General features: G+C 70.7%; 21 protein-coding genes, 3 tRNA genes and 1 pseudogene. 19 read left to right on the plus strand and 6 right to left on the minus strand.

All coding sequences use genetic code 11. From position 1 onward, the window contains the following. Positions 1-44: 44 nt before the first annotated feature. Positions 45-194 (plus strand): annotated as a pseudogene (locus tag ACZ4Z2_RS11445) (XRE family transcriptional regulator); the annotation flags it as partial. A 235-nt stretch (positions 195-429) separates the two neighbouring features. Here the strand turns inward: ACZ4Z2_RS11445 and ACZ4Z2_RS11450 are convergent. Together ACZ4Z2_RS11450 and ACZ4Z2_RS11455 are read right to left on the minus strand one after the other, a co-directional pair. Then, complete coding sequence (locus ACZ4Z2_RS11450) at positions 430-945, minus strand: RDD family protein (RefSeq protein WP_468074739.1); 516 nt, start codon at positions 943-945, stop codon at positions 430-432. Positions 946-1,595: 650 nt separating this feature from the next. Then, positions 1,596-2,036 (minus strand): cupin domain-containing protein, encoded by a 441-nt coding sequence (locus tag ACZ4Z2_RS11455; protein WP_468074741.1) that lies wholly within the window; start codon positions 2,034-2,036, stop codon positions 1,596-1,598. 201 nt (positions 2,037-2,237) lie between these two features. Here ACZ4Z2_RS11455 and ACZ4Z2_RS11460 point away from each other — a divergent pair, with 201 nt between their 5' ends. Beyond that, a complete protein-coding gene (locus ACZ4Z2_RS11460) occupies positions 2,238-2,444 on the plus strand; it encodes a hypothetical protein (protein ID WP_468074743.1) in 207 nt (68 codons plus the stop codon). 146 nt (positions 2,445-2,590) lie between these two features. Here ACZ4Z2_RS11460 and ACZ4Z2_RS11465 read toward each other — a convergent pair whose 3' ends face one another. Continuing rightward, positions 2,591-3,247 carry an SDR family oxidoreductase gene (locus ACZ4Z2_RS11465; protein ID WP_468074745.1) on the minus strand — a complete coding sequence of 219 codons (657 nt, stop codon included), beginning with the start codon at positions 3,245-3,247 and terminating at the stop codon, positions 2,591-2,593. Between the two features lie 121 nt (positions 3,248-3,368). On the opposite strand from ACZ4Z2_RS11465, the gene ACZ4Z2_RS11470 reads away from it, so the two are divergent. Next, positions 3,369-4,442, plus strand: coding sequence for a hypothetical protein (locus ACZ4Z2_RS11470; protein ID WP_468074747.1), 1,074 nt, complete (start codon positions 3,369-3,371; stop codon positions 4,440-4,442). 180 nt (positions 4,443-4,622) lie between these two features. On the opposite strand, the gene ACZ4Z2_RS11475 is transcribed toward ACZ4Z2_RS11470, so the two are convergent. Then, positions 4,623-5,903, minus strand: coding sequence for an amidohydrolase family protein (locus ACZ4Z2_RS11475; protein WP_468074749.1), 1,281 nt, complete (start codon positions 5,901-5,903; stop codon positions 4,623-4,625). Between the two features lie 422 nt (positions 5,904-6,325). On the opposite strand from ACZ4Z2_RS11475, the gene ACZ4Z2_RS11480 reads away from it, so the two are divergent. The 8 genes from ACZ4Z2_RS11480 (at position 6,326) to ACZ4Z2_RS11515 (ending at position 11,633) form a co-directional block, all read left to right on the plus strand. After that, positions 6,326-6,398, plus strand: a tRNA-Thr gene (locus ACZ4Z2_RS11480). Positions 6,399-6,444: 46 nt separating this feature from the next. Next, a tRNA-Met gene (locus ACZ4Z2_RS11485) sits at positions 6,445-6,517 on the plus strand. Positions 6,518-6,607: 90 nt separating this feature from the next. After that, positions 6,608-6,772, plus strand: a complete 165-nt coding sequence (rpmG, locus tag ACZ4Z2_RS11490; RefSeq protein ID WP_003948671.1) for a 50S ribosomal protein L33 — start codon at positions 6,608-6,610, stop codon at positions 6,770-6,772. A gap of 170 nt (positions 6,773-6,942) precedes the next feature. After that, positions 6,943-7,395 (plus strand): FAS1-like dehydratase domain-containing protein, encoded by a 453-nt coding sequence (locus tag ACZ4Z2_RS11495; RefSeq protein ID WP_468074751.1) that lies wholly within the window; start codon positions 6,943-6,945, stop codon positions 7,393-7,395. A 2-nt stretch (positions 7,396-7,397) separates the two neighbouring features. Then, positions 7,398-7,826 carry a MaoC family dehydratase gene (locus tag ACZ4Z2_RS11500; RefSeq protein ID WP_468074753.1) on the plus strand — a complete coding sequence of 143 codons (429 nt, stop codon included), beginning with the start codon at positions 7,398-7,400 and terminating at the stop codon, positions 7,824-7,826. Between the two features lie 107 nt (positions 7,827-7,933). After that, on the plus strand, positions 7,934-8,503 hold the full coding sequence (locus ACZ4Z2_RS11505) for a TetR/AcrR family transcriptional regulator (protein WP_468074755.1): 570 nt from the start codon (positions 7,934-7,936) through the stop codon (positions 8,501-8,503). 86 nt (positions 8,504-8,589) lie between these two features. Beyond that, on the plus strand, positions 8,590-10,023 hold the full coding sequence (locus ACZ4Z2_RS11510) for an MFS transporter (protein ID WP_468074756.1): 1,434 nt from the start codon (positions 8,590-8,592) through the stop codon (positions 10,021-10,023). A 554-nt stretch (positions 10,024-10,577) separates the two neighbouring features. Continuing rightward, entirely contained in the window at positions 10,578-11,633 is a 1,056-nt protein-coding gene (locus ACZ4Z2_RS11515; RefSeq protein ID WP_468074758.1) for a UDP-N-acetylmuramate dehydrogenase, read from the plus strand. Positions 11,634-11,651: 18 nt separating this feature from the next. Here ACZ4Z2_RS11515 and ACZ4Z2_RS11520 read toward each other — a convergent pair whose 3' ends face one another. Beyond that, complete coding sequence (locus tag ACZ4Z2_RS11520) at positions 11,652-12,686, minus strand: adenosine deaminase (protein WP_468074760.1); 1,035 nt, start codon at positions 12,684-12,686, stop codon at positions 11,652-11,654. A 192-nt stretch (positions 12,687-12,878) separates the two neighbouring features. Further along, positions 12,879-14,105 carry a pyridoxal phosphate-dependent aminotransferase gene (locus ACZ4Z2_RS11525; protein ID WP_468074762.1) on the minus strand — a complete coding sequence of 409 codons (1,227 nt, stop codon included), beginning with the start codon at positions 14,103-14,105 and terminating at the stop codon, positions 12,879-12,881. A gap of 250 nt (positions 14,106-14,355) precedes the next feature. Here ACZ4Z2_RS11525 and ACZ4Z2_RS11530 point away from each other — a divergent pair. The 8 genes from ACZ4Z2_RS11530 (at position 14,356) to rplL (ending at position 19,666) form a co-directional block, all read left to right on the plus strand. Further along, a tRNA-Trp gene (locus ACZ4Z2_RS11530) sits at positions 14,356-14,428 on the plus strand. Positions 14,429-14,543: 115 nt separating this feature from the next. Then, complete coding sequence (gene secE / locus ACZ4Z2_RS11535) at positions 14,544-14,831, plus strand: preprotein translocase subunit SecE (RefSeq protein ID WP_033528314.1); 288 nt, start codon at positions 14,544-14,546, stop codon at positions 14,829-14,831. A 76-nt stretch (positions 14,832-14,907) separates the two neighbouring features. Next, positions 14,908-15,741, plus strand: coding sequence for a transcription termination/antitermination protein NusG (nusG, locus tag ACZ4Z2_RS11540; protein WP_468074764.1), 834 nt, complete (start codon positions 14,908-14,910; stop codon positions 15,739-15,741). Positions 15,742-15,900: 159 nt separating this feature from the next. After that, a complete protein-coding gene (gene rplK, locus ACZ4Z2_RS11545) occupies positions 15,901-16,335 on the plus strand; it encodes a 50S ribosomal protein L11 (protein WP_037858373.1) in 435 nt (144 codons plus the stop codon). A gap of 113 nt (positions 16,336-16,448) precedes the next feature. Further along, the gene (rplA, locus tag ACZ4Z2_RS11550; RefSeq protein WP_468074766.1) at positions 16,449-17,174 is read left to right on the plus strand and encodes a 50S ribosomal protein L1; all 726 of its coding nucleotides are present in this window, start codon (positions 16,449-16,451) and stop codon (positions 17,172-17,174) included. A 251-nt stretch (positions 17,175-17,425) separates the two neighbouring features. Further along, positions 17,426-18,331: an SCO4651 family lipoprotein gene (locus tag ACZ4Z2_RS11555; protein ID WP_468074768.1), complete on the plus strand. Its 906-nt coding sequence runs from the start codon at positions 17,426-17,428 to the stop codon at positions 18,329-18,331. Positions 18,332-18,624: 293 nt separating this feature from the next. After that, entirely contained in the window at positions 18,625-19,155 is a 531-nt protein-coding gene (gene rplJ / locus ACZ4Z2_RS11560; protein WP_468074770.1) for a 50S ribosomal protein L10, read from the plus strand. Between the two features lie 121 nt (positions 19,156-19,276). Further along, positions 19,277-19,666, plus strand: a complete 390-nt coding sequence (gene rplL / locus ACZ4Z2_RS11565) for a 50S ribosomal protein L7/L12 (protein ID WP_283288197.1) — start codon at positions 19,277-19,279, stop codon at positions 19,664-19,666. Positions 19,667-19,795: the final 129 nt, after the last annotated feature.

The raw sequence follows: 19,795 nt of genomic DNA on the forward strand, positions 1-19,795 counted from the left end.
AGAGACGTGCTGCTGCGGCGTGAGCGCCTTCGTGCGGGCGCGGGCCCACATTCGTGCGAGCCAAGGCGGGGCTTCACACCGATCTTGCCCAAGCGCACCTGTCCCGTGCCGAGTACGAGGACGCGAACACCCACCTGCGGCAGGCGCGGCTCGTGGCAGGCCGCACCGGATCGGTGCGGCAACGCCGTCGTGTTGGTCGCCCAGGAGAACCCCTGTCTCGCCGCGTACTCGCAGACCGGCTGACCGATGAGCCGGAGGGCCGTACCTCGGCAGCGGGGTGCGGTCCTTCGGGCGGCCGCCGCCGCCCGTCCGATCCGTCGCCGGACGCCCGCCCTTCCAGCGCGACGACGACATGGCCCTGCTCTGGGCCCACCAGGCGCGGGCCCCGGGCCGACGCGTGACCTTGGTGGCGGTGCCCGGGCCGGCCGCTCACCGGCCGCGCATGATCACCCTGCTGCCGACCAGCCGGTCGTGCAAGCCCTGCCTCTTCCCGCTGAGGAAGGTCACCGTGCCCTGCGCGACCAGGAACACCGGCACCGTGCCCAGCACGACGTTGCTCAGATGGCGGACCAGCGCTGCACCGTAGGAGAGACGCCCGCCGCCCTCGGCGTCCCGGACGACCTCCATGCCGAGGAGCCGCTTGCCCGGCGTGGCACCCCAGCGGGACACGCTGAGGGGCGAGTACAGCAGCAGGAAGGCGAAAGTCCACACCGCGGCTGAGGCCAGCCAGACGCCACCTCCCAGGGACGCCGCGCCGAGGAGGCGGTCGAGGGCGGTCAGTGGGCCCACGACGGTGACGACGGCGATGACGATGTCGATGGCCACGGCGAAGCCACGCCGCAGGACGTCACCCGGGGAACCGGGCAGCGAACGAGAGCTGACCGTCATCCAGGGATAGGGCTGGAGCGGACCGAGGTCGTCGCCCGATGACAGGGGGCCGAGCATCTCTCCACACTTTCTGTCTGGTAACCGTTCTCCGGCCACGGACGGGGCGAACAGGCGCGGAGTATATGCCGACGTCAATTGCTCGCTCTGCGAGCGGTGGGGCCCATACCGCCCCTCCCGACACGCTCCATGAGCGGCGCTGCCGGCGGCTGGGCGAGTGGCGCGCGAGCGCGCGTGAGGCGGCGTTGCCGCGCCCGACGGCGCCACGGCGCCGGACCAGTTCGCCCTCCCCCTCGAAGACAGCTGGGCGGCCCGGTGGCCGCCTTCCCGGCTTGCCTCGTACCGACCGGTCCGGGGCGGCTTCCCGTGCCGGGTCCCCCCAGGCCCTGTCGTCCGCAACGCGGCTACTGCGCCTATCGACGCTCCGAGCAGCTCGCAAAGTCATGTCGACGGGAGTGGGCCTCGGAGTCGCGCGCACTCCGCTCGTTGTTCATAGGCCCGGCGCGTAGAGGCAGTCGAGCGCCATCCAAGTGCGCCTTGTGGGGTACTGGTGGGGCAGCTGGGGGCTAGTAGGCGGGAATTCCCAGGTCACAGCATGTAGATCCGTCGGCTCAGCCTAGGGATCGGCCCTGTTTGAGCGGGACCGGCGCGAGGTGAGGTGTCTCACGCGGCAGGTGCGCGGCGGTGCGCGGTCTCGACCGGTGCCCCCCTCACTCGAACGGACATCCGAGGTTCGGGGCGTCCTGGGAGAACGGGGCGCCGTGCGGCAGGACGTAGAGCACCGTGAGCACGAGCGGGACGTCGCCCAGGTTGCGGCCGATGTGGACGTTGCCGGGGCCGGCGGGCTCCCGCACGGTGCTGCCCTGCCGGTAGACCCCATCGGAGGCGCACGTCGAGTCGAAGTGGCTGAGCGTGCCCTGCCGCACATAGCCGTACAGCGGCCCGTCGTGGAAGTGCCAGCCGGTGGCCTGACCGGGCGGCACGGTGATCTCTCGGACGACGTAATCGGTGTCGCCGACCGTCTTCTGCGCGATCAGCTTCGCCGTGACGCCCGGGCCGGGCGGAGTCGCGTGGGCGGTGCCGCCGGCCAGGACAGTCACGGCGACGACCGCACCGGTGGTCGTGGCGCGCAGCGAGGGACGCAGACGCATGGGAGGGGCCTCCAGGCTCGTGTGGGCGCGCGATGGCATGCCGTTGTGAACATAGAGCCGCGCAGGGCCAGTTGGGGATCCCGCCCGCGAATCCTTCACGTCCGTGCCATGCCACTGTGCCCCTGCCGGTGTGCCATGCCCCTGCCCGTGCCGCGGACAGCCGTACGACTCGGCGCACCCGTCACCGGGCACACTGACCCCATGTCATCCCGTCGCAGGAACTGCCCCGAGTGCCGTCGTGAGATCGCCGTCGTGGCCGGACGGTTCGCGCGGCACGACCCGCCGGGCGCGAGCGGGGACCTCGTGTCGTGCCCCGGATCGCGCAGGCCGGCCCAGATCGGGGCGGCCCAGCCCGCGCTCGACGGATACGCCGTCCCGGAGTTCCCCGGCCAACTGCCCCTCTTCTGACGCCGACCGGCTCCACCGAGCAGCCCTCGGCCGCCCGCCAGGCGCCCTGACCGCCACCGACGCCGGAGTCGAACCGCTGGGTCGCCCGCCACCGACGCCGGAGTCGAACCGCTGGGTCGCCCGCCACCGACGCCGGGGTCGAACCGCTAGTTGCCCGCCACCGACTTCACCGCCACCGACACCGGTGTCGAACCGCTGATCGTCTCCAGGACCAGGCCGGCCGTGGCCGGGGTCTCCAGGAGCTCCGCCAGGACCGCGGCCACGTCGTCGCGGGGGATGGGACCGCGACCCGTGGACGCCTCCAGGCGTACCAGACCCGTGCCGGCGTCGTCCGTCAGCTGACCGGGGCGCAGGATCGTCCAGTCCAGCGCGTCCAGCCCCCGGACGTACGCGTCGGCCTCGCCCTTCGCGCGCTGGTACACGTCGAAGACCTCGTCGCCCTCGTGGTCCGGGTCCGCGCCCATCGACGACACGACCAGATGACGTCGCACCCCCGCCCGCACCGCCGCGTCCGCGAACAGGACCGCCGCGCCGCGGTCCACCGTGTCCTTGCGGGCCGCGCCGCTGCCCGGACCGGCGCCCGCCGCGAAGACGGCGGCGTCCGCGCCCCGCAGATGTCCGGCGACCTCCTCCACCGAGGCCGACTCCAGATCGCAGTGCACCGGTTCGGCGCCGGCCGCGCGCAGGTCGTCCGCGTGCTCGGCGCGGCGGATCAGCCCCGCGACCTCGTACCCGCGGGCGACGAGCAGTCGCTCCAGCCGCAGCGCGATCTGACCATGTCCTCCAGCGATGACAATGCGCATGTCTTCGACCGTACGCCCGAACGAATGTGTTCGCCGCACAACCATCCCGGCGCCTCGTGTGTCTCACCAATGTTCGCCGTGTCGGCGAGCGCCGGAACCATAGGGGGACGTCATCACCGCCATGCACACATCCGTCGTACGTACGTCCCTGGCGCGCGCGTCCGCCGCCGGGGCGCCCGTCTTCCGCCGCGCCTTCACCGGCGCCGGTTGCGCCGCCGCCGTCCTCGTCACGGTCGCCGCGTGCGGCACCGTCCAGAACCTCAGCGCCGGGCAGAAGGTGGACAACGCCGTCGAGCGGCTCGGCGAGCAGAAATCGCTGGCGTTCGGCATACGGCTGGACGCCGACCAGGACGACCTCACCGCGCTGATGGGCGAGGACAGTGAGGAAATGCCGCCGGAGATGGCGGAGTTCTTCACCGGGCTGAGCGTCGACGTGACGGTCCGCTCGAAGAAGCCGCTGGCCGAGTCCGGGGAGAAGGACCTCGTCGGCGTCGGCATGAAGATCTCCGGCGACGAGCAGGTCTTCACCGAGTACCGGCTCGTCGGCGACTACATGTACTACCGCGCCGACATGGAGGCCATGGGCGAGGCGATGGGCATGCCGTTCCCGTCGCCCGACGACATGGACGAACTTCCCGAGAGCGAGCAGCACCTGAAGCCGCTCTTCGAGGGCGACTGGGTCAAGATCAACACCGCCGACCTGGAGAAGGCCGGTGAGGAGGCGGGCGGTTCCGGCTCGCGCGGCTCCGGCGAACTCGACGCCAAGACGCAGAAGAAGATCCTCGACGCCGTGCGCGGTGTCATCGCCCGCGAGGTCAGCTTCAAGGCCAAGGACGGCAAGGACGGCGCCGAGGTCATCACGGCCAAGGCCAACTTCCGCGAGCTGCTCACCGGTGTCTTCGACAAGCTCCAGCCGATCGAGGACGACCTCCCGCCGGGCGCCGAACTCCCCACCGGGAACGACCTGAAGGACGCGCCGAACAAGAAGGTCGCCGTCGACTTCACCATCAAGAACGGCGACCTGACCCGGATCGAGACCGACCTCGCCGTCCTCGCCGAGGACGCGAAGGGCGCGAAGGCCCCCCTGGTCCTCACCTTCGGCAAGGCCGGCGCCATCAGCGCCCCCACGGGCGCCTCCGAGATCCCGGTCGACGACTTCGGCGGCCCCCTGGGCGGCGGGATGCTGGGCGTCTGACGCCCACTCCGACGGGGCCGGCACAGACCCCGTTGGGCACGATCCGACACACCGGGCACGCGCGCGTGGAGCAGGAAGACACCCACGCGCGCGTGCCCGCACGCATGTCCAGGCCCCGTCAGCAGCCCCAGCCCCAGCCTCCGCAAGGACCCCCGGCCTCCCCGCCCCTCTGCGACGCCCCTACGTCCCCGAGAACGGCTTCCCCCGCCCCTGCCGGGGAAGGTCCGGCACCACCCCCGCCGCCGACCCGCAGAACTCCCGAACCGCGCTGGTGCGTGCCACCACACGCCCCCGGTGGACGACGATCCGGCTGTACGCCAGTGAGAGCACCCCGGCGAGCCGGTCACCCCGTACGGCGAGCAGCTCCGCGGGAAAACCGGCCTCCACGCGGACCTCGGGCAGGCCGAGGGCCGCCCGCGCCGCCCCGCTCACCGCGTCGTACGCCTCCTCCGCGCGCAGCCCCTCCCGCGCCGCCAGCAGATAGGCGGCCTCCAGCGGATCGCCCCGCCCCACGGGGTTGGAGACGTCCCGCAGGGCCCCGCTGCCCGCCGCGACCCGCACCCCGGCCGCCCGCAGCAGCCGTACGGGGGCGGCGCCCCGGCCGTCGACGGTGCCGCAGCCGCCCTGGGGCAGGGCGACGACGGTCACCCCGGCGGCGGCCAGCTGGTCCGCCGCGCGGGACGCGGCCGGGGAGGGCAGGCGCGCGAGCCCCGCGCACGGGCCGAGGGTCACGCCGGGGCGCAACCCGCCCGCCATGGCCACGAGCCGGGCGAGCCGGGCCGGGTCGTCGGCGTCGGTGTGCAGATCGACCGGGCACCCGTGCTCGGAGGCGAGACCCAGCACCGCCTCGACGTACCCGGCGGGGTCGGGGTCCAGATCGGGGCAGCCGCCCACCACGGAGGCGCCCATCTTCACCGCGTCCCGGAGCATCGCGAGCCCCTCCGCCCCCGCCACGCCGGTCAGCAGCCGCGGCATCGCCACCGCCGTCACCTCGACGAGCCCGCGCAGCGCCAGCCGCGCCCGCAGCACCGCCGCCAGCGCCCCGAGACCCTGGACGTCCCCCACGTGCACATGCGAGCGCAACGCCGTGGCCCCGTGCGCGAGCTGGAGCAAAGCGGCCTCGGTGAACCGCCGCTGGACGTCCTGGCCGTCGTAGGGGACCGGCCCCTCGACCTCGGCCGACAGGGCCGTGTCGCCGTGCGCGTGCGGTTCGGCGGGGGCGGGCAGGAGCAGATGCCCGGCGAGGTCCACCCGCGTGGCGGGGGCGCGGGAGGCGGCCGTACGGCCCGTCCCCAGGCTCCCCGCCGTGCCCACCGCCTCGATACGGCCGCCGCCCAGCCGTACGTCCACGACCCGGCCGTCCACGAGCCGCGCACCGCACAGCAGCAGGGCGCCGGGTTCGTCCGGGCCCGAGGGCGGGTCGGACGAGGAGGGGGACGGCTGCGGCTGGCTGTCGGGCATCGCGCTCCCAGAGGCTCGGCGAGGGCTGCACGGCGGAGGCGGACAGGGACGGTGGAACGGGGGCCGGCGGACGCGGATCGGGGACGTGGAGCGGGACGGAGGGGACGGGGCTCGGGAACGGCAGGCGGGGGACACAAGATCACGCAGAGTGAGAAGAGCCTAGGCGGGCCGTCCTGCCTCGGCGGGGAGGAGCGCAATAGTCGTACCGGCGTGGTTCATGTGCCGTACCGGTGTGGTTCCTGTGCCGACGCGCCACCGCCGAGGCCGAGAAAGGCGGGCCGTACGAGGCGTGCGGGGCGGGGGGACGGGGGTGGCCGAAGCCCCGGCCCACCTCCCGGAAGATCCCCGCGCGGCCCGGCGAAGCGGGGCCCGGAAACGGATTTGGGCGAACGGCGGTGGGGCGTGTAATGTCTTCATCGCTCGCCCCAATAGCTCAGTCGGCAGAGCGTCTCCATGGTAAGGAGAAGGTCTACGGTTCGATTCCGTATTGGGGCTCTGGTGTGAAAGGTTCCCGCCGCAAGGCGGGGTCCGATCGCATCACAGCGGTGTAGCTCAGTCGGTAGAGCAAGCGGCTCATAATCGCTGTGTCACCGGTTCAAGTCCGGTCACCGCTACTGACAGTAGCCGATTGCGGGGTCGGTCCTTCGATCGGCTACTCTTCTTTGCGTTAAATCAGTCCTATCCGTTCGTCAAGGAGCACTCACGTGGCTGCCACCGACGTCCGCCCGAAGATCACGCTGGCCTGCGTGGAGTGCAAGGAGCGGAACTACATCACCAAGAAGAACCGGCGTAACAACCCGGACCGTCTTGAGATGAAGAAGCACTGCCCGCGTTGCAACGCGCACACCGCGCACCGCGAGACGCGATAAATCAGGCTCGTACGCGAGGCCGTTCCCGAGAGATCGGGGACGGCCTCGCGTCGTTGAGTGACCCGTACCGGCCGGTACCGCCGACCGGTACGAGCCAGGCCCCGCGGCCGACCGCCGAGCCCCGGCCGGCGGCCGCCGTTCCCGCTGAGCATTCAGGAGGTGCCGAGCCCATGGCGCTCGACCAGTCCTTCGTGGGGCGGTCCTACCCGCCCACCGATCCGTACGAGGTCGGCCGGGAGAAGATCCGTGAGTTCGCGGAGGCCGTGGGGGACGCCAACCCGGCGTACACGGACCCGGACGCGGCCAAGGCGCTCGGGTACCCCGATGTGATCGCCCCGCCGACCTTCGTGTTCTCGATCACGTTCAAGGCCGCGCGGCAGGTCGTCCAGGACCCCCAGCTGGGGCTCGACTACAGCCGCGTCGTGCACGGCGACCAGAAGTTCGCGTACAAGCGCCCCGTCCGGGCCGGTGACCGGCTCACCGTCACCTCGACCATCGAGGGCATCAAGTCCCTGGCGGGCAACGACATCCTGGACGTCCGCGGCGAGGTCCACGACGAGGCGGGCGAGCACGTCGTCACCGCCTGGACCAAGCTCGTGGCCCGCGCGGCCGAGGAGGCGTGAGCATGACCGCGAAGATCTCCTACGACGACGTCGAGGTCGGCACCGAACTGCCCGCCCAGACCTTCGGCGTGACCCGCGCCACCCTCGTCCAGTACGCGGGTGCCTCCGGCGACTTCAACCCGATCCACTGGAACGAGAAGTTCGCCAAGGAGGTCGGCCTCCCCGACGTCATCGCGCACGGCATGTTCACCATGGCCGAGGCGATCCGCGTCGTCACCGACTGGACCGGCGACCCCGGCGCGGTCGTCGAGTACGGCGTCCGCTTCACCAAGCCCGTCGTCGTCCCCAACGACGACCAGGGCGCGACCGTCGAGGTCACCGCCAAGGTCGGCGCCAAGCTCGACGACAACACCGTCCGCGTCGACCTCACCGCCATGAGCGCGGGCCAGAAGGTGCTGGGCATGTCCCGAGCGGTCGTACGCCTCGCCTGACGGCACCAGGACCCGGCGTAAGGGGCGTTCTCCCTCCCGGAGGCGCCCCTTACCCATGGGCGCGCACCCTCTTGACTTAGTTAGTGATTGAGCACTAACTTTCTCGCATGGTCAGGATGAGCGCGGAGGAGAGGCGCGAGAGCGTCATCCGGGCGGCGACGAGCGAGTTCGCCCGGGGTGGCTACCACGGCACGTCGACCGAGTCGATCGCCAAGCGGGTCGGGGTCTCGCAGCCGTATCTCTTCCGGCTCTTCCCGGGCAAGAAGGCGATCTTCCTCGCGGCCGCCGAGCGGTGTGTGGAGGACACCATCCGCACGTTCGCGGAAGCCGCCGAGGGCCTGGAGGGCGAAGAGGCCCTGCATGCCATGGCCAACGCCTACACCAGGGTCATCGCCGAACACCCCGAGCGCCTGATGATGCAGATGCAGATGTACGTCGCCGTGGGTGCGGCCGAGCAGGCGGGCGACCACGAGTTCGGCGAGGCGGTGCGGGCCGGTTGGATGCGCCTGTGGGACACGGTCCACCTGCCGCTGGGTGCGGACGCCAACGAGACCACGCTCTTCCTGGCCTACGGCATGCTCGTCAACTGCCTGGTGGCCATGGGCTTCCCGCCCGAACACCGGGTCTGGGAAGGGATGTACCCGTCGGCCCGCGCCAAGGGCCGGCTGGAGAAGTAGCGACCGGGGTGAGGGCGGATGCCGCCGTCTCCCCATGTCCGCAAAAGTTATTGATCAATAACTAACCAACATTCGCTGGGGGAGAGATGCCGAAGGAAACCGCACCCACCCGCTCAGGGGCCGTCTGGGCGCTCATCGTGACCAGCGTCGCCGGATTCATGGCGGCCCTGGACAACCTGGTCGTGACGACCGCGCTGCCCTCCATCCGGGAGGACCTCGGGGGAGAGCTGCACGACCTGGAGTGGACCGTCAGCGCGTACACGCTCACCTTCGCCGTCCTGCTGATGTTCGGCGCGGCCCTGGGGGACCGGTTCGGCAGGCGACGGCTGTTCCTCGTCGGGATCACGGTGTTCACGGGGGCCTCCGCCGCGGCGGCCTCGGCACCCGGCATCGACTCGCTGATCGCCGCCCGGGCGGTCCAGGGAGTCGGCGCCGCGATCATGATGCCGCTGACGCTCACCCTGCTCACGGCCGCGGTCCCGCCCGCCAGGCGCGGGATGGCGTACGGCGCCTGGGGCGCCGTCAACGGCCTCGCGGTCGCCTCCGGGCCCCTCATCGGCGGCAGCCTCACCGAGCACATCTCCTGGCAGTGGATCTTCTGGCTGAACGTCCCCCTCGGCCTCGCCCTGCTCCCGCTCGCCCGACTCCGCCTCCAGGAGTCCCACGGCACCGGCGCCCCGCTCGACATCACCGGCACCCTGCTGGCCAGCGGCGGCCTCTTCGGCGTCGTCTACGGCCTGGTCCGCGGCCCCGCCGACGGGTGGACGTCCGGCCCGGTGCTGGTGTGCCTCTTCGCGGGCACCGCGCTGCTGACCGGCTTCGTGGTCCACGGCGTCCGGGCGGCGAACCCCATGCTCCCGATGCGGCTGTTCCGGTCCCGCGCCTTCGCGGGCATCAACGCGGCGAGCATGCTGATGTTCCTGGGCATGTTCGGCTCGATCTTCCTGCTGAGCCAGTACATGCAGGGTGTCCTCGGCTACTCGCCCACCGAGGCGGGGCTGCGGATGCTGCCCTGGACCGGGATGCCGATGCTCGTCGCACCGATCGCCGGGATCCTCTCCGACCGGATCGGCGGCCGCCCGGTCGTCGCCACGGGCCTCTTCCTCCAGGCCGCCGGCCTCGGCTACCTGGCCTATGTGGCCACGACCGACGTCTCCTACTCCGCCCAGCTGCCCGGCCTCATCGTCAGCGGCATCGGCATGGCCCTCTTCTTCGCCCCCGCCTCCCACCTGGTGATGTCCAGCGTCAGCACGACCGAGCAGGGCATCGCGTCCGGCGCGAACAACGCCCTCCGCGAGGTGGGCGGCGCGCTGGGCATCGCGGTGATGTCCTCCATCTTCGCGGCGCAGGGCGGCTACGAGACGCCTCAGACCTTCGTGGACGGCCTCCGTCCCGCACTGGCGGTGGGCGCCGCGGTGGTCGCCCTGGCGGGCGCGGCGGCCCTGGCGATACCCCGCGGAAGCGCCACGCCGCGCCCCACACCGGAGCCGACCCCGACCCCGCGGAAGGTCCCCGCGTAACCCCTGCCGGGCGGCCGACCCCCCACGCACCCCGGCGCAACGGGGCGCCGCCCGCCCACCCGTGCCGCCCCACCGGCACGACTGCCCGCAGGGACCAGGGAGAGGTGGCACACACGTCACCGACGTGGCACGAGCCGAGACGGTGGGTGGGCCGCGTACGACCGGGTCGGCACACGCCTCGGAGGCGTCGCAAGCCCGTGCGGCGGGTGGGCCGCGTACGGACGTGAGGGGGTGTGTCGGGGGGTGTCCGCCCGCAGCGGTTGGCGCGTCAACTGGTCCCGCTTCCCGAGAGACCGATTTCGCGCCGTTCCGAGGACGGACACCCCCCGGCGCGCCCCCGACCCACCCACCCCCGTAGGCGAACGCGAACCCCACCCCACCCACACAGGCCGCCGCAGGCATCCGCGCCACGCACCCACCCGCAGGCATCCGCGCCACGCACCCACCCGCACAGGCCGCCGCAGGCACCCCGCCACACGCCCCCCGCACCCCCGCCACACGCCCATCCCCACCCCCGCCCCCGAGGCACCCGGTGTCCTCGTACTCTTGAGCGCGTGCAGGAACGACACGATGCCCCCCTCGCCCCGCTGACCACCTTCCGGCTGGGCGGCCCCGCGGACCGGCTGGTCACCGCCACCACCGACGACGAGGTGATCGCCGCCGTCCGCGAGGCGGACGACACCGGCACCCCCCTCCTCCTCATCGGCGGCGGCTCCAACCTGGTCATCGGCGACAAGGGCTTCGCCGGCACCGCCCTGGTCATCGCCACCAAGGGCATCACCCTCGACGGCACGAAGCTGGAGCTCGCCGCGGGCGAGGTCTGGACCGACGCCGTCGCCCACACCGTCGACGCCGGACTCGCCGGCATCGAGTGCCTCGCCGGCATCCCCGGCTCCGCCGGCGCCACCCCCATCCAGAACGTCGGCGCGTACGGCCAGGAGGTCTCCTCCACCATCACGGAGGTCGTCGCCTACGACCGCCGCACCCGCGAGACGGTCACCCTCCCGAACGCCGACTGCGCCTTCTCCTACCGGCACAGCCGCTTCAAGAACGACCCCGACCGCTACGTCGTCCTCCGCGTCCGCTTCGACCTGGAGGACGCCGGCGGCCTCTCCGGACCGATCAAGTACGCCGAGACGGCCCGCGCCCTCGGCGTGGAACCCGGCGACCGCGTCCCCCTCGCCGCCGCTCGCGAGACCGTGCTGAAGCTCCGCGCAGGGAAGGGCATGGTGCTCGACCCCGAGGACCACGACACCTGGTCCGCCGGTTCGTTCTTCACGAACCCGATCCTCACGAACGACGAGTTCGCCGCGTTCCACGCGCGTGTGCGCGCCCGCCTCGGCGACGACGTCACCCCGCCCGCCTACCCCGCGGGCGACGGCCACACCAAGACCTCCGCCGCCTGGCTCATCGACAAGGCCGGCTTCACCAAGGGGTACGGCACCGGCCCGGCCCGCATCTCCACCAAGCACACCCTGGCCCTCACCAACCGCGGCGCGGCCACCACCGAGGACCTCCTGACCCTGGCCCGCGAGGTCGTCACCGGCGTCCGGGACGCCTTCGGCATCACCCTGGTCAACGAGCCGGTGACGATCGGCGTCAGCCTGTAACTACGCGGGCACGAGCCACTACCCGGACACGAGCCACGCGTCCACCCCCGCCAGCAGCCGCGCCTTCGTGTCGTCCGGCGCCGCCGACCCCCGGATCGACTGCCGGGCCAGCTCCGCCAGCTCCGCGTCGGTGAAGCCGTGATGCGCGCGGGCGATCTCGTACTGCGCCGCCAGCCTGGAGCCGAACAGCAGCGGGTCGTCGGCCCCGAGAGCCATCGGCACACCGGCCTCGAAGAGCGTGCGCAGCGGCACGTCCTGCGGCTTCTCGTAGACCCCGAGGGCCACGTTCGACGCGGGGCACACCTCGCACGTGACGCCCCGGTCCGCGAGCCGCTTCAGCAGCCGCGGGTCCTCCGCCGCGCGCACCCCGTGCCCGATCCGGTCGGCGTCCAGATCGTCCAGGCAGTCCCGCACGGACGACGGCCCGGTCAGCTCACCGCCGTGCGGCGCGGACAGCAGCCCGCCGTCGCGCGCGATCGCGAACGCCCGGTCGAAGTCCCGCGCCATGCCGCGCCGCTCGTCGTTGGACAGTCCGAACCCGACGACGCCCCGCTCCGCGTACCGCACCGCGAGCCGCGCCAGCGTCCGCGCGTCCAGCGGGTGCTTCATCCGGTTCGCGGCGACCAACACCCGCATCCCGAGGCCGGTCTCCCGCGCCGTCGTGTCCACCGCGTCCAGGATGATCTCCAGCGCGGGAATCAGCCCGCCCAGCCGAGGGGCGTACGACGTCGGATCCACCTGGATCTCCAGCCAGCCGGACCCGTCCCTGACGTCCTCCTCGGCGGCCTCCCTCACCAGCCGCTGGATGTCCTCCGGCTCCCGCACGCACGAGCGCGCCGCGTCGTACAGCCGCTGGAAGCGGAACCACCCGCGCTCGTCCGTGGCCCGCAGCCGTGGCGGCTCCCCGCTGGTCAGCGCGTCCGTCAGCGCGTCGGGCAGCCGTACGCCGTACTTGTCGGCCAGTTCCAGGACGGTCCCCGGCCGCATCGACCCGGTGAAGTGCAGGTGCAGATGGGCCTTCGGCAGTTCAGAGAGATCACGTACACGCTCCATCGCCCGATCCTGCCGCACGCCACGGCCGTCCCGGTAGCGGAATCCCTGAACGTGGTCTTGCTCGCACAAACGAATGAGGGCGGGCACCTCCCGGAATTCGGAAGATGCCCGCCCCAAGCGGACGGCCGGCCGACGGACCGGCGGGCCGGCGGACCGGCCGACGCACCGGCGGGCCGACGGGTCGGCGGAACGTCAGTCCGTCGCCTCGGCCAGCAGCTTCTGGATACGCGACACGCCCTCGACGAGATCCTCGTCACCCAGCGCGTACGACAGCCGCAGGTAGCCCGGCGTGCCGAACGCCTCGCCCGGGACGACCGCGACCTCGGCCTCCTCCAGGATCAGCGCGGCCAGCTCGACCGTGTTCTGCGGCCGCTTGCCCCGGATCTCCTTGCCGATCAGCGCCTTCACCGACGGGTAGGCGTAGAACGCGCCCTCGGGCTCCGGGCAGAGGACACCCTCGATCTCGTTGAGCATCCGCACGATGGTCTTGCGGCGCCGGTCGAACGCCTCGCGCATCGTCGCCACGGCGTCCAGGTCGCCGGACACCGCGGCGAGGGCGGCCGCCTGGGCGACGTTGGAGACGTTGGAGGTGGCGTGCGACTGGAGGTTGGTCGCGGCCTTCACCACGTCCTTCGGGCCGATGATCCACCCGACGCGCCAGCCGGTCATGGCGTACGTCTTGGCGACGCCGTTGACCACGATGCACTTTTCGCGCAGCTCGGGCAGGAGTGCCGGCAGCGAGGTGAACGTCGCGTCGCCGTAGACGAGGTGCTCGTAGATCTCGTCCGTCAGCACCCACAGGCCGTGCTCGACGGCCCAGCGGCCGATCGCCTCGGCGTCCTCGGCGCTGTAGACCGCGCCGGTCGGGTTGGAGGGGGAGACGAAGAGGACGACCTTCGTCTTCTCGGTGCGCGCGGCCTCCAGCTGCTCGACGGAGACGCGGTAGCCGGTGGTCTCGTCGGCGACGACCTCGACCGGGACACCGCCGGCCAGGCGGATCGACTCCGGGTACGTCGTCCAGTACGGCGCCGGGACGATCACCTCGTCGCCCGGGTCGAGGATGGCGGCGAACGCCTCGTAGATGGCCTGCTTGCCGCCGTTGGTGACGAGGATCTGCGCGGGGTCGACCTCGTAGCCCGAGTCGCGCAGCGTCTTCGCGGCGATCGCGGCCTTCAGCTCGGGCAGACCACCGGCGGGCGTGTAGCGGTGGTACTTCGGGTTCTTGCAGGCCTCGACGGCCGCCTCGACGATGTAGTCGGGGGTCGGGAAGTCGGGCTCACCGGCGCCGAAGCCGATCACCGGACGTCCGGCGGCCTTGAGGGCCTTGGCCTTGGCGTCGACGGCGAGGGTCGCGGACTCGGAGATCGCGCCGATGCGGGCGGAGACCCGGCGCTCGGTCGGAGGGGTTGCAGCGCTCATGGGGCCCATCGTTCCAGACCGGAAACGCGCCCGGCACACGGGTTTCACAGTCTGAACGGCACAGGAACAACCGTCCGTCCGCGCACCCGGCCGCGGTCGATCTTCGACGCACAACGCCCCACCGGACGCTTTCTGTTCGACGACGGGCCTCGGACCACGTACACTCTCACCTCGTTGGCCTTCACCGGCCGCAGCCTGGGGTGCACACCTAGCACTCGGTCGCATGCGGTACGTTGGTGGAGAACCACAAAGGGTCGTAGCTCAATTGGTAGAGCACTGGTCTCCAAAACCAGCGGTTGGGGGTTCAAGTCCCTCCGGCCCTGCTACACACTCCTCACGCCAGGATGTGTGCGCATGTACGTACAGCAATGTTCCGCCGTGCGGCTCAGACCGGGCGCGGCACGGCCACGGACCCGGACCGGAATCAGGTGAGGATGAATGACGGACGCCGTGGGCTCCATCGACACGCCTGATGCCCAGGACGAGGTGCCCGAGGACAAGAAGAAGACCCGTAAGGGCGGAAAGCGCGCCAAGAAGGGCCCGCTGAAGCGCCTCGCGCTCTTCTACCGCCAGATCGTCGCGGAGCTGCGGAAGGTCGTCTGGCCCACCCGCTCCCAGCTGACGACCTACACCACCGTGGTCATCGTCTTCGTCGTCATCATGATCGGTCTCGTGACTGTGATTGACTTCGGACTCGACAAGGCCGCCAAGTACGTCTTCGGCTGAGCCGACTGCGAAGGGCGCCGTACCAGGCGCCCCTTTCGCGTGTTCCACCCCTTGTATCCAGGAAGAAGCAGCCACAGTGTCTGACCCGAACCTGAACGACGCCATCGAGCCGGACCAGTCCGTGGATGATGAGCTCGACATCGTCGAGGGAGCGGACGAGGTCGACGAGTTCGAGGCTGCGGAAGCCGAGGCGGGGGAGCCGGCCGAGGAAGAGGCCGTGCACGTCGTGGACGACGAGGCCGAGGCCGCCGAGGAAGCCGAGGAAGAGGCCGCCGAGGAAGAGGCCGAGCCGGTCGACCCGGTCCAGGCCCTCCGCGAGGAACTGCGGACCCTGCCCGGCGAGTGGTACGTCATCCACACCTACGCCGGTTACGAGAACCGCGTGAAGACCAACCTGGAGCAGCGCGCCGTCTCGCTGAACGTCGAGGACTACATCTTCCAGGCCGAGGTGCCGCAGGAAGAGGTCGTCCAGATCAAGAACGGCGACCGCAAGACCATCCGCCAGAACAAGCTCCCCGGCTACGTCCTGGTGCGTATGGACCTGACGAACGAGTCCTGGGGCGTCGTCCGCAACACCCCGGGCGTCACCGGCTTCGTGGGCAACGCCTACGACCCGTACCCGCTGACCCTGGACGAGATCGTCAAGATGCTCGCGCCGGAGGCCGAGGAGAAGGCCGCGCGTGAGGCCGCCGAGGCCGAGGGCAAGCCCGCTCCGCAGCGCAAGGTCGAGGTCCAGGTGCTGGACTTCGAGGTCGGCGACTCGGTCACCGTCACCGACGGCCCCTTCGCCACGCTGCAGGCGACGATCAACGAGATCAACGCCGACTCCAAGAAGGTCAAGGGCCTGGTGGAGATCTTCGGCCGCGAGACCCCGGTCGAGCTTTCCTTCGACCAGATCCAGAAGAACTGACGAAGACTCGAAAGCGGCAGGTCAGGTCGGTCCTCGTGGGGACCTCCTGACCTGCTCGTTTTTGGCCGCGCATCTATACCCGTTATCGTTGTGCGGTATGCCTTCATCTGGCCGCGAACCGGATGAGGGCGCACTCGAATCGAAAGGACCCGGAGAGCTATGCCTCCCAAGAAGAAGAAGGTCACGGGGCTTATCAAGCTCCAGATCAACGCCGGTGCGGCGAACCCGGCTCCGCCGGTCGGCCCCGCGCTCGGTCAGCACGGCGTCAACATCATGGAGTTCTGCAAGGCCTACAACGCGGCGACCGAGTCGCAGCGTGGCTGGGTGATCCCGGTGGAGATCACGGTCTACGAGGACCGCTCCTTCACCTTCGTCACCAAGACCCCGCCGGCCGCGAAGATGATCCTCAAGGCCGCTGGTGTCGAGAAGGGCTCCGGCGAGCCCCACAAGACCAAGGTCGCCAAGATCACCGAGGCGCAGGTCCGCGAGATCGCGCAGACCAAGCTGCCCGACCTCAACGCCAACGACCTGGACGCCGCGTCGAAGATCATCGCCGGCACCGCCCGTTCCATGGGCATCACGGTCGAGGGCTGATCTCAGCCTCGTAGCACCTTCGTAGAACCATGCGGGCGCCGTGAAGGCGGTCGCACGTGGCAGGGCCTGCTCGGCCCGTACCACGACTCCTTTCAGAACACACAGGAGCAGTTGTGAGCAAGCGCAGCAAGGCTCTCCGCGCTGCGGACGCCAAGGTCGACCGGGAGAAGCTGTACGCCCCGCTCGAGGCCGTCCGTCTCGCCAAGGAGACCTCCACGACCAAGTTCGACGGCACCGTCGAGGTCGCCTTCCGTCTGGGTGTCGACCCTCGTAAGGCCGACCAGATGGTCCGTGGCACCGTGAACCTCCCGCACGGCACCGGTAAGACCGCCCGGGTCCTGGTCTTCGCGACCGGTGACCGTGCCGAGGCCGCTCGTGCCGCGGGCGCCGACATCGTCGGCGCCGACGAGCTCATCGACGAGGTGTCGAAGGGCCGTCTGGACTTCGACGCCGTCGTCGCCACCCCGGACCTCATGGGCAAGGTCGGCCGCCTCGGCCGCGTGCTCGGTCCCCGTGGTCTCATGCCGAACCCCAAGACCGGCACCGTGACCCCGGACGTCGCGAAGGCTGTCACCGAGATCAAGGGTGGCAAGATCGAGTTCCGCGTCGACAAGCACTCGAACCTGCACTTCATCATCGGCAAGACGTCCTTCGAGGACGACAAGCTGGTGGAGAACTACGCGGCGGCCCTGGAAGAGATCACGCGTCTCAAGCCGTCCGCCGCCAAGGGTCGCTACATCAAGAAGGCCGCCATCAGCACCACGATGGGCCCCGGCATCCCGATCGACCCGAACCGCACCCGCAACCTCCTCGTCGAGGAGGACCCGGCCGCCGTCTGAGCCCACCGCTCACCAGGCAGCCGCGTCGCGCACGCATAGCACGGACGAGCCCCGCACCTTCCGAGGTGCGGGGCTCGCCCCTTTTCGGTGTACGGGCCTTTTGGCGTGCGGGTCTTCTTGGCGTACGGGTCTTCTTGGCGCACGGGGCCTTTCTCCCGTCCGCCGCCCGAAAGCCGGGGACAGCGCTTGCCCGGCCGCGCTAGTGTCCCTTCGGCCCCGTACTGGTGGGGCGTGAGTGCATGGGGGGACACATGAGGTTTTCCACGGCCGGCTCCGTACGCCGTCGCCGAACCGTCGGCGCGGTCGTCGCGGTCGTCCTGCTCGGTACCGCCGCCTGCGGGTCGCAGACGGGTGCCGGGCCGGACCCGAAACTGACGCCCGGTGAGGCCGTGGCCCGGGCGGCGGAGACGACGACGGGCATCACCTCGCTGCGGTACCGGGTGACCGGCACGGTGCCCGAGCACGGCCGGATACGGGCCGAGGCGTCCATGGCCGTCGACCCGACTGTCATGCGCATGAAGATCACGGGTCTCGGTGACGCGGCGGACAAGCCGGTGGACGTCCGCTTCGTCGGCGGCGCCCTGTACGCCCAGGCCGACACCAAGGTCCTCGGCGACACCAGCGGCAGGCACTGGGCCAAGGCCGAGCCGGCGGTGTGGGGCGCCGGCACCGCGGACAACCGCTCGTACGGTGTGCTGCCCCGCCAGCTGGAGGGCAGCCCCCTCGTGCAGTCCACGATCCTCGCGGGCGCCCGGAAGGTGCGGAAGACCGGCACCGAGACCGTCGACGGCACCCCGACCACCCACTACGCCGGCGAGGTCACCAGCAAGGGGCTGAGGAAGGCCCAGTTCGCCGCCGGGGACAAGAAGACCAGGGACCTGCGGATGAACGGCCTCGACCAGTTCCTGGGCCTGAGCCTGCGGTACGGGAGCGAGCTCACCGTGGACCTGTGGATCGACGGGGACGGCCGGGCCAAGCGGTTCCGGCTGAGGGGCGACACCAGAGGGCTGGACGCCGAGGGACGCGAGGTCGACACCGGCCCGCTGGATCTGACGTTCACCTTCCTGGACATCGACCCGGCGGTGGACGTCGAGCCCCCGAAGGCCGACGACACGGTGGACCTCGGCGAGCTGGCGGACAGGGCCGGGAAGGGCTGATCCGTGCTCCCCGGGAGCGGATTTGCTTGACGGCGACGCCGTCCCGTATTCTTCCGGAGAAGCCAAAGACCGCTGGTCGTTGCCGTGTGCTCGTTGAGAGGGCTCGGTGGCCGAAGGATCCGCTGAATGCGGACGACCCGCGCAGGTGACTGTGGAAGTTGCTCCTGGATCAGTTCCGTGTCCAACGGAATCCATTCGGTTGAGCTACGCCCCGTGCGCCTGCGCCGGGGCGTTTCGTTTTGACGCAGCCCCTTCCGAGCGGTCCTCATCACCCGGAAGGAGGCCGACGCTCTATGGCAAGGCCCGACAAGGCTGCCGCGGTGGCCGAGCTCACGGAGCAGTTCCGTAGCTCGAACGCCGCCGTGCTGACCGAGTACCGGGGTCTCACCGTGGCGCAGCTCAAGACGCTGCGTCGTTCGCTCGGTGAGAACGCCCAGTACGCCGTGGTGAAGAACACGCTGACCAAGATTGCGGCCAACGAGGCCGGGATCACGACGCTCGACGACCTGTTCAACGGTCCGACGGCGGTCGCCTTCGTCACCGGTGACCCGGTGGAGTCGGCGAAGGGTCTTCGTGACTTCGCCAAGGACAACCCGAACCTCGTCATCAAGGGCGGTGTCCTTGACGGCAAGGCGCTGTCCGCCGACGAGATCAAGAAGCTCGCGGACCTCGAGTCCCGCGAGGTTCTGCTCGCCAAGCTGGCGGGCGCCCTGAAGGGCAAGCAGACGCAGACTGCTCAGCTCCTCCAGGCGCTCCCGACGAAGCTCGTCCGCACCGTGGACGCGCTTCGCGCCAAGCAGGACGAGCAGGGCGGTGCCGAGTAACTCGGCTCGCGAAATGGCCGCGGCCTGAGGCGCTGAGCCACAGGCAGAGGCCGTAGCGGGCCGAACGTACGCCCGCCAGACATGTACATCCGGCACCAGCCGAATTAGTGGAAGGAAAGCCATCGTGGCTCTCACCCAGGACGAACTGCTCGCCGAGTTCGAGAACATGACCCTGATCCAGCTCTCCGAGTTCGTGAAGGCGTTCGAGGAGAAGTTCGACGTCACCGCCGCCGCCGCGGCCGTCGTCGCCGCCCCGGCTGCCGGCGGTGCCGCCGGTGGCGCCGAGGCCGTCGAGGAGAAGGACGAGTTCGACGTCATCCTCACCGGTGCCGGCGACAAGAAGATCCAGGTCATCAAGGTCGTGCGTGAGCTCACCTCCCTCGGCCTGAAGGAGGCCAAGGACCTGGTCGACGGTGCGCCGAAGCCGGTTCTGGAGAAGGTCAACAAGGAGGCCGCGGACAAGGCCAAGGAGTCCCTCGAGGGCGCCGGCGCCTCCGTCGAGGTCAAGTAAGACCTCGCTGGTCCGCCAGCTTTCCGGGCCCGCGAGGGCCTGTGCCACGCAGATCCGAGACGAGTGACAAAAACTCGTTCGAATCTGTAACGCGAGCGCACCGAAGGGCGATCACCCAACTGGGTGGTC

The organism is Streptomyces sp. NPDC030183, assembly GCF_055573455.1.

Coding starts and splice junctions, on each gene's coding strand:
- ACZ4Z2_RS11450 (WP_468074739.1), bottom strand. CDS start 945: ATGCTCGGCCCCCTGTCATCGGGCGACGACCTCGGTCCGCTCCAGCCC.
- ACZ4Z2_RS11455 (WP_468074741.1), bottom strand. CDS start 2,036: ATGCGTCTGCGTCCCTCGCTGCGCGCCACGACCACCGGTGCGGTCGTC.
- ACZ4Z2_RS11460 (WP_468074743.1), top strand. CDS start 2,238: ATGTCATCCCGTCGCAGGAACTGCCCCGAGTGCCGTCGTGAGATCGCC.
- ACZ4Z2_RS11465 (WP_468074745.1), bottom strand. CDS start 3,247: ATGCGCATTGTCATCGCTGGAGGACATGGTCAGATCGCGCTGCGGCTG.
- ACZ4Z2_RS11470 (WP_468074747.1), top strand. CDS start 3,369: ATGCACACATCCGTCGTACGTACGTCCCTGGCGCGCGCGTCCGCCGCC.
- ACZ4Z2_RS11475 (WP_468074749.1), bottom strand. CDS start 5,903: ATGCCCGACAGCCAGCCGCAGCCGTCCCCCTCCTCGTCCGACCCGCCC.
- ACZ4Z2_RS11495 (WP_468074751.1), top strand. CDS start 6,943: ATGGCGCTCGACCAGTCCTTCGTGGGGCGGTCCTACCCGCCCACCGAT.
- ACZ4Z2_RS11500 (WP_468074753.1), top strand. CDS start 7,398: ATGACCGCGAAGATCTCCTACGACGACGTCGAGGTCGGCACCGAACTG.
- ACZ4Z2_RS11505 (WP_468074755.1), top strand. CDS start 7,934: ATGGTCAGGATGAGCGCGGAGGAGAGGCGCGAGAGCGTCATCCGGGCG.
- ACZ4Z2_RS11510 (WP_468074756.1), top strand. CDS start 8,590: ATGCCGAAGGAAACCGCACCCACCCGCTCAGGGGCCGTCTGGGCGCTC.
- ACZ4Z2_RS11520 (WP_468074760.1), bottom strand. CDS start 12,686: ATGGAGCGTGTACGTGATCTCTCTGAACTGCCGAAGGCCCATCTGCAC.
- ACZ4Z2_RS11525 (WP_468074762.1), bottom strand. CDS start 14,105: ATGAGCGCTGCAACCCCTCCGACCGAGCGCCGGGTCTCCGCCCGCATC.
- secE (WP_033528314.1), top strand. CDS start 14,544: ATGACGGACGCCGTGGGCTCCATCGACACGCCTGATGCCCAGGACGAG.
- rplK (WP_037858373.1), top strand. CDS start 15,901: ATGCCTCCCAAGAAGAAGAAGGTCACGGGGCTTATCAAGCTCCAGATC.
- ACZ4Z2_RS11555 (WP_468074768.1), top strand. CDS start 17,426: ATGAGGTTTTCCACGGCCGGCTCCGTACGCCGTCGCCGAACCGTCGGC.
- rplJ (WP_468074770.1), top strand. CDS start 18,625: ATGGCAAGGCCCGACAAGGCTGCCGCGGTGGCCGAGCTCACGGAGCAG.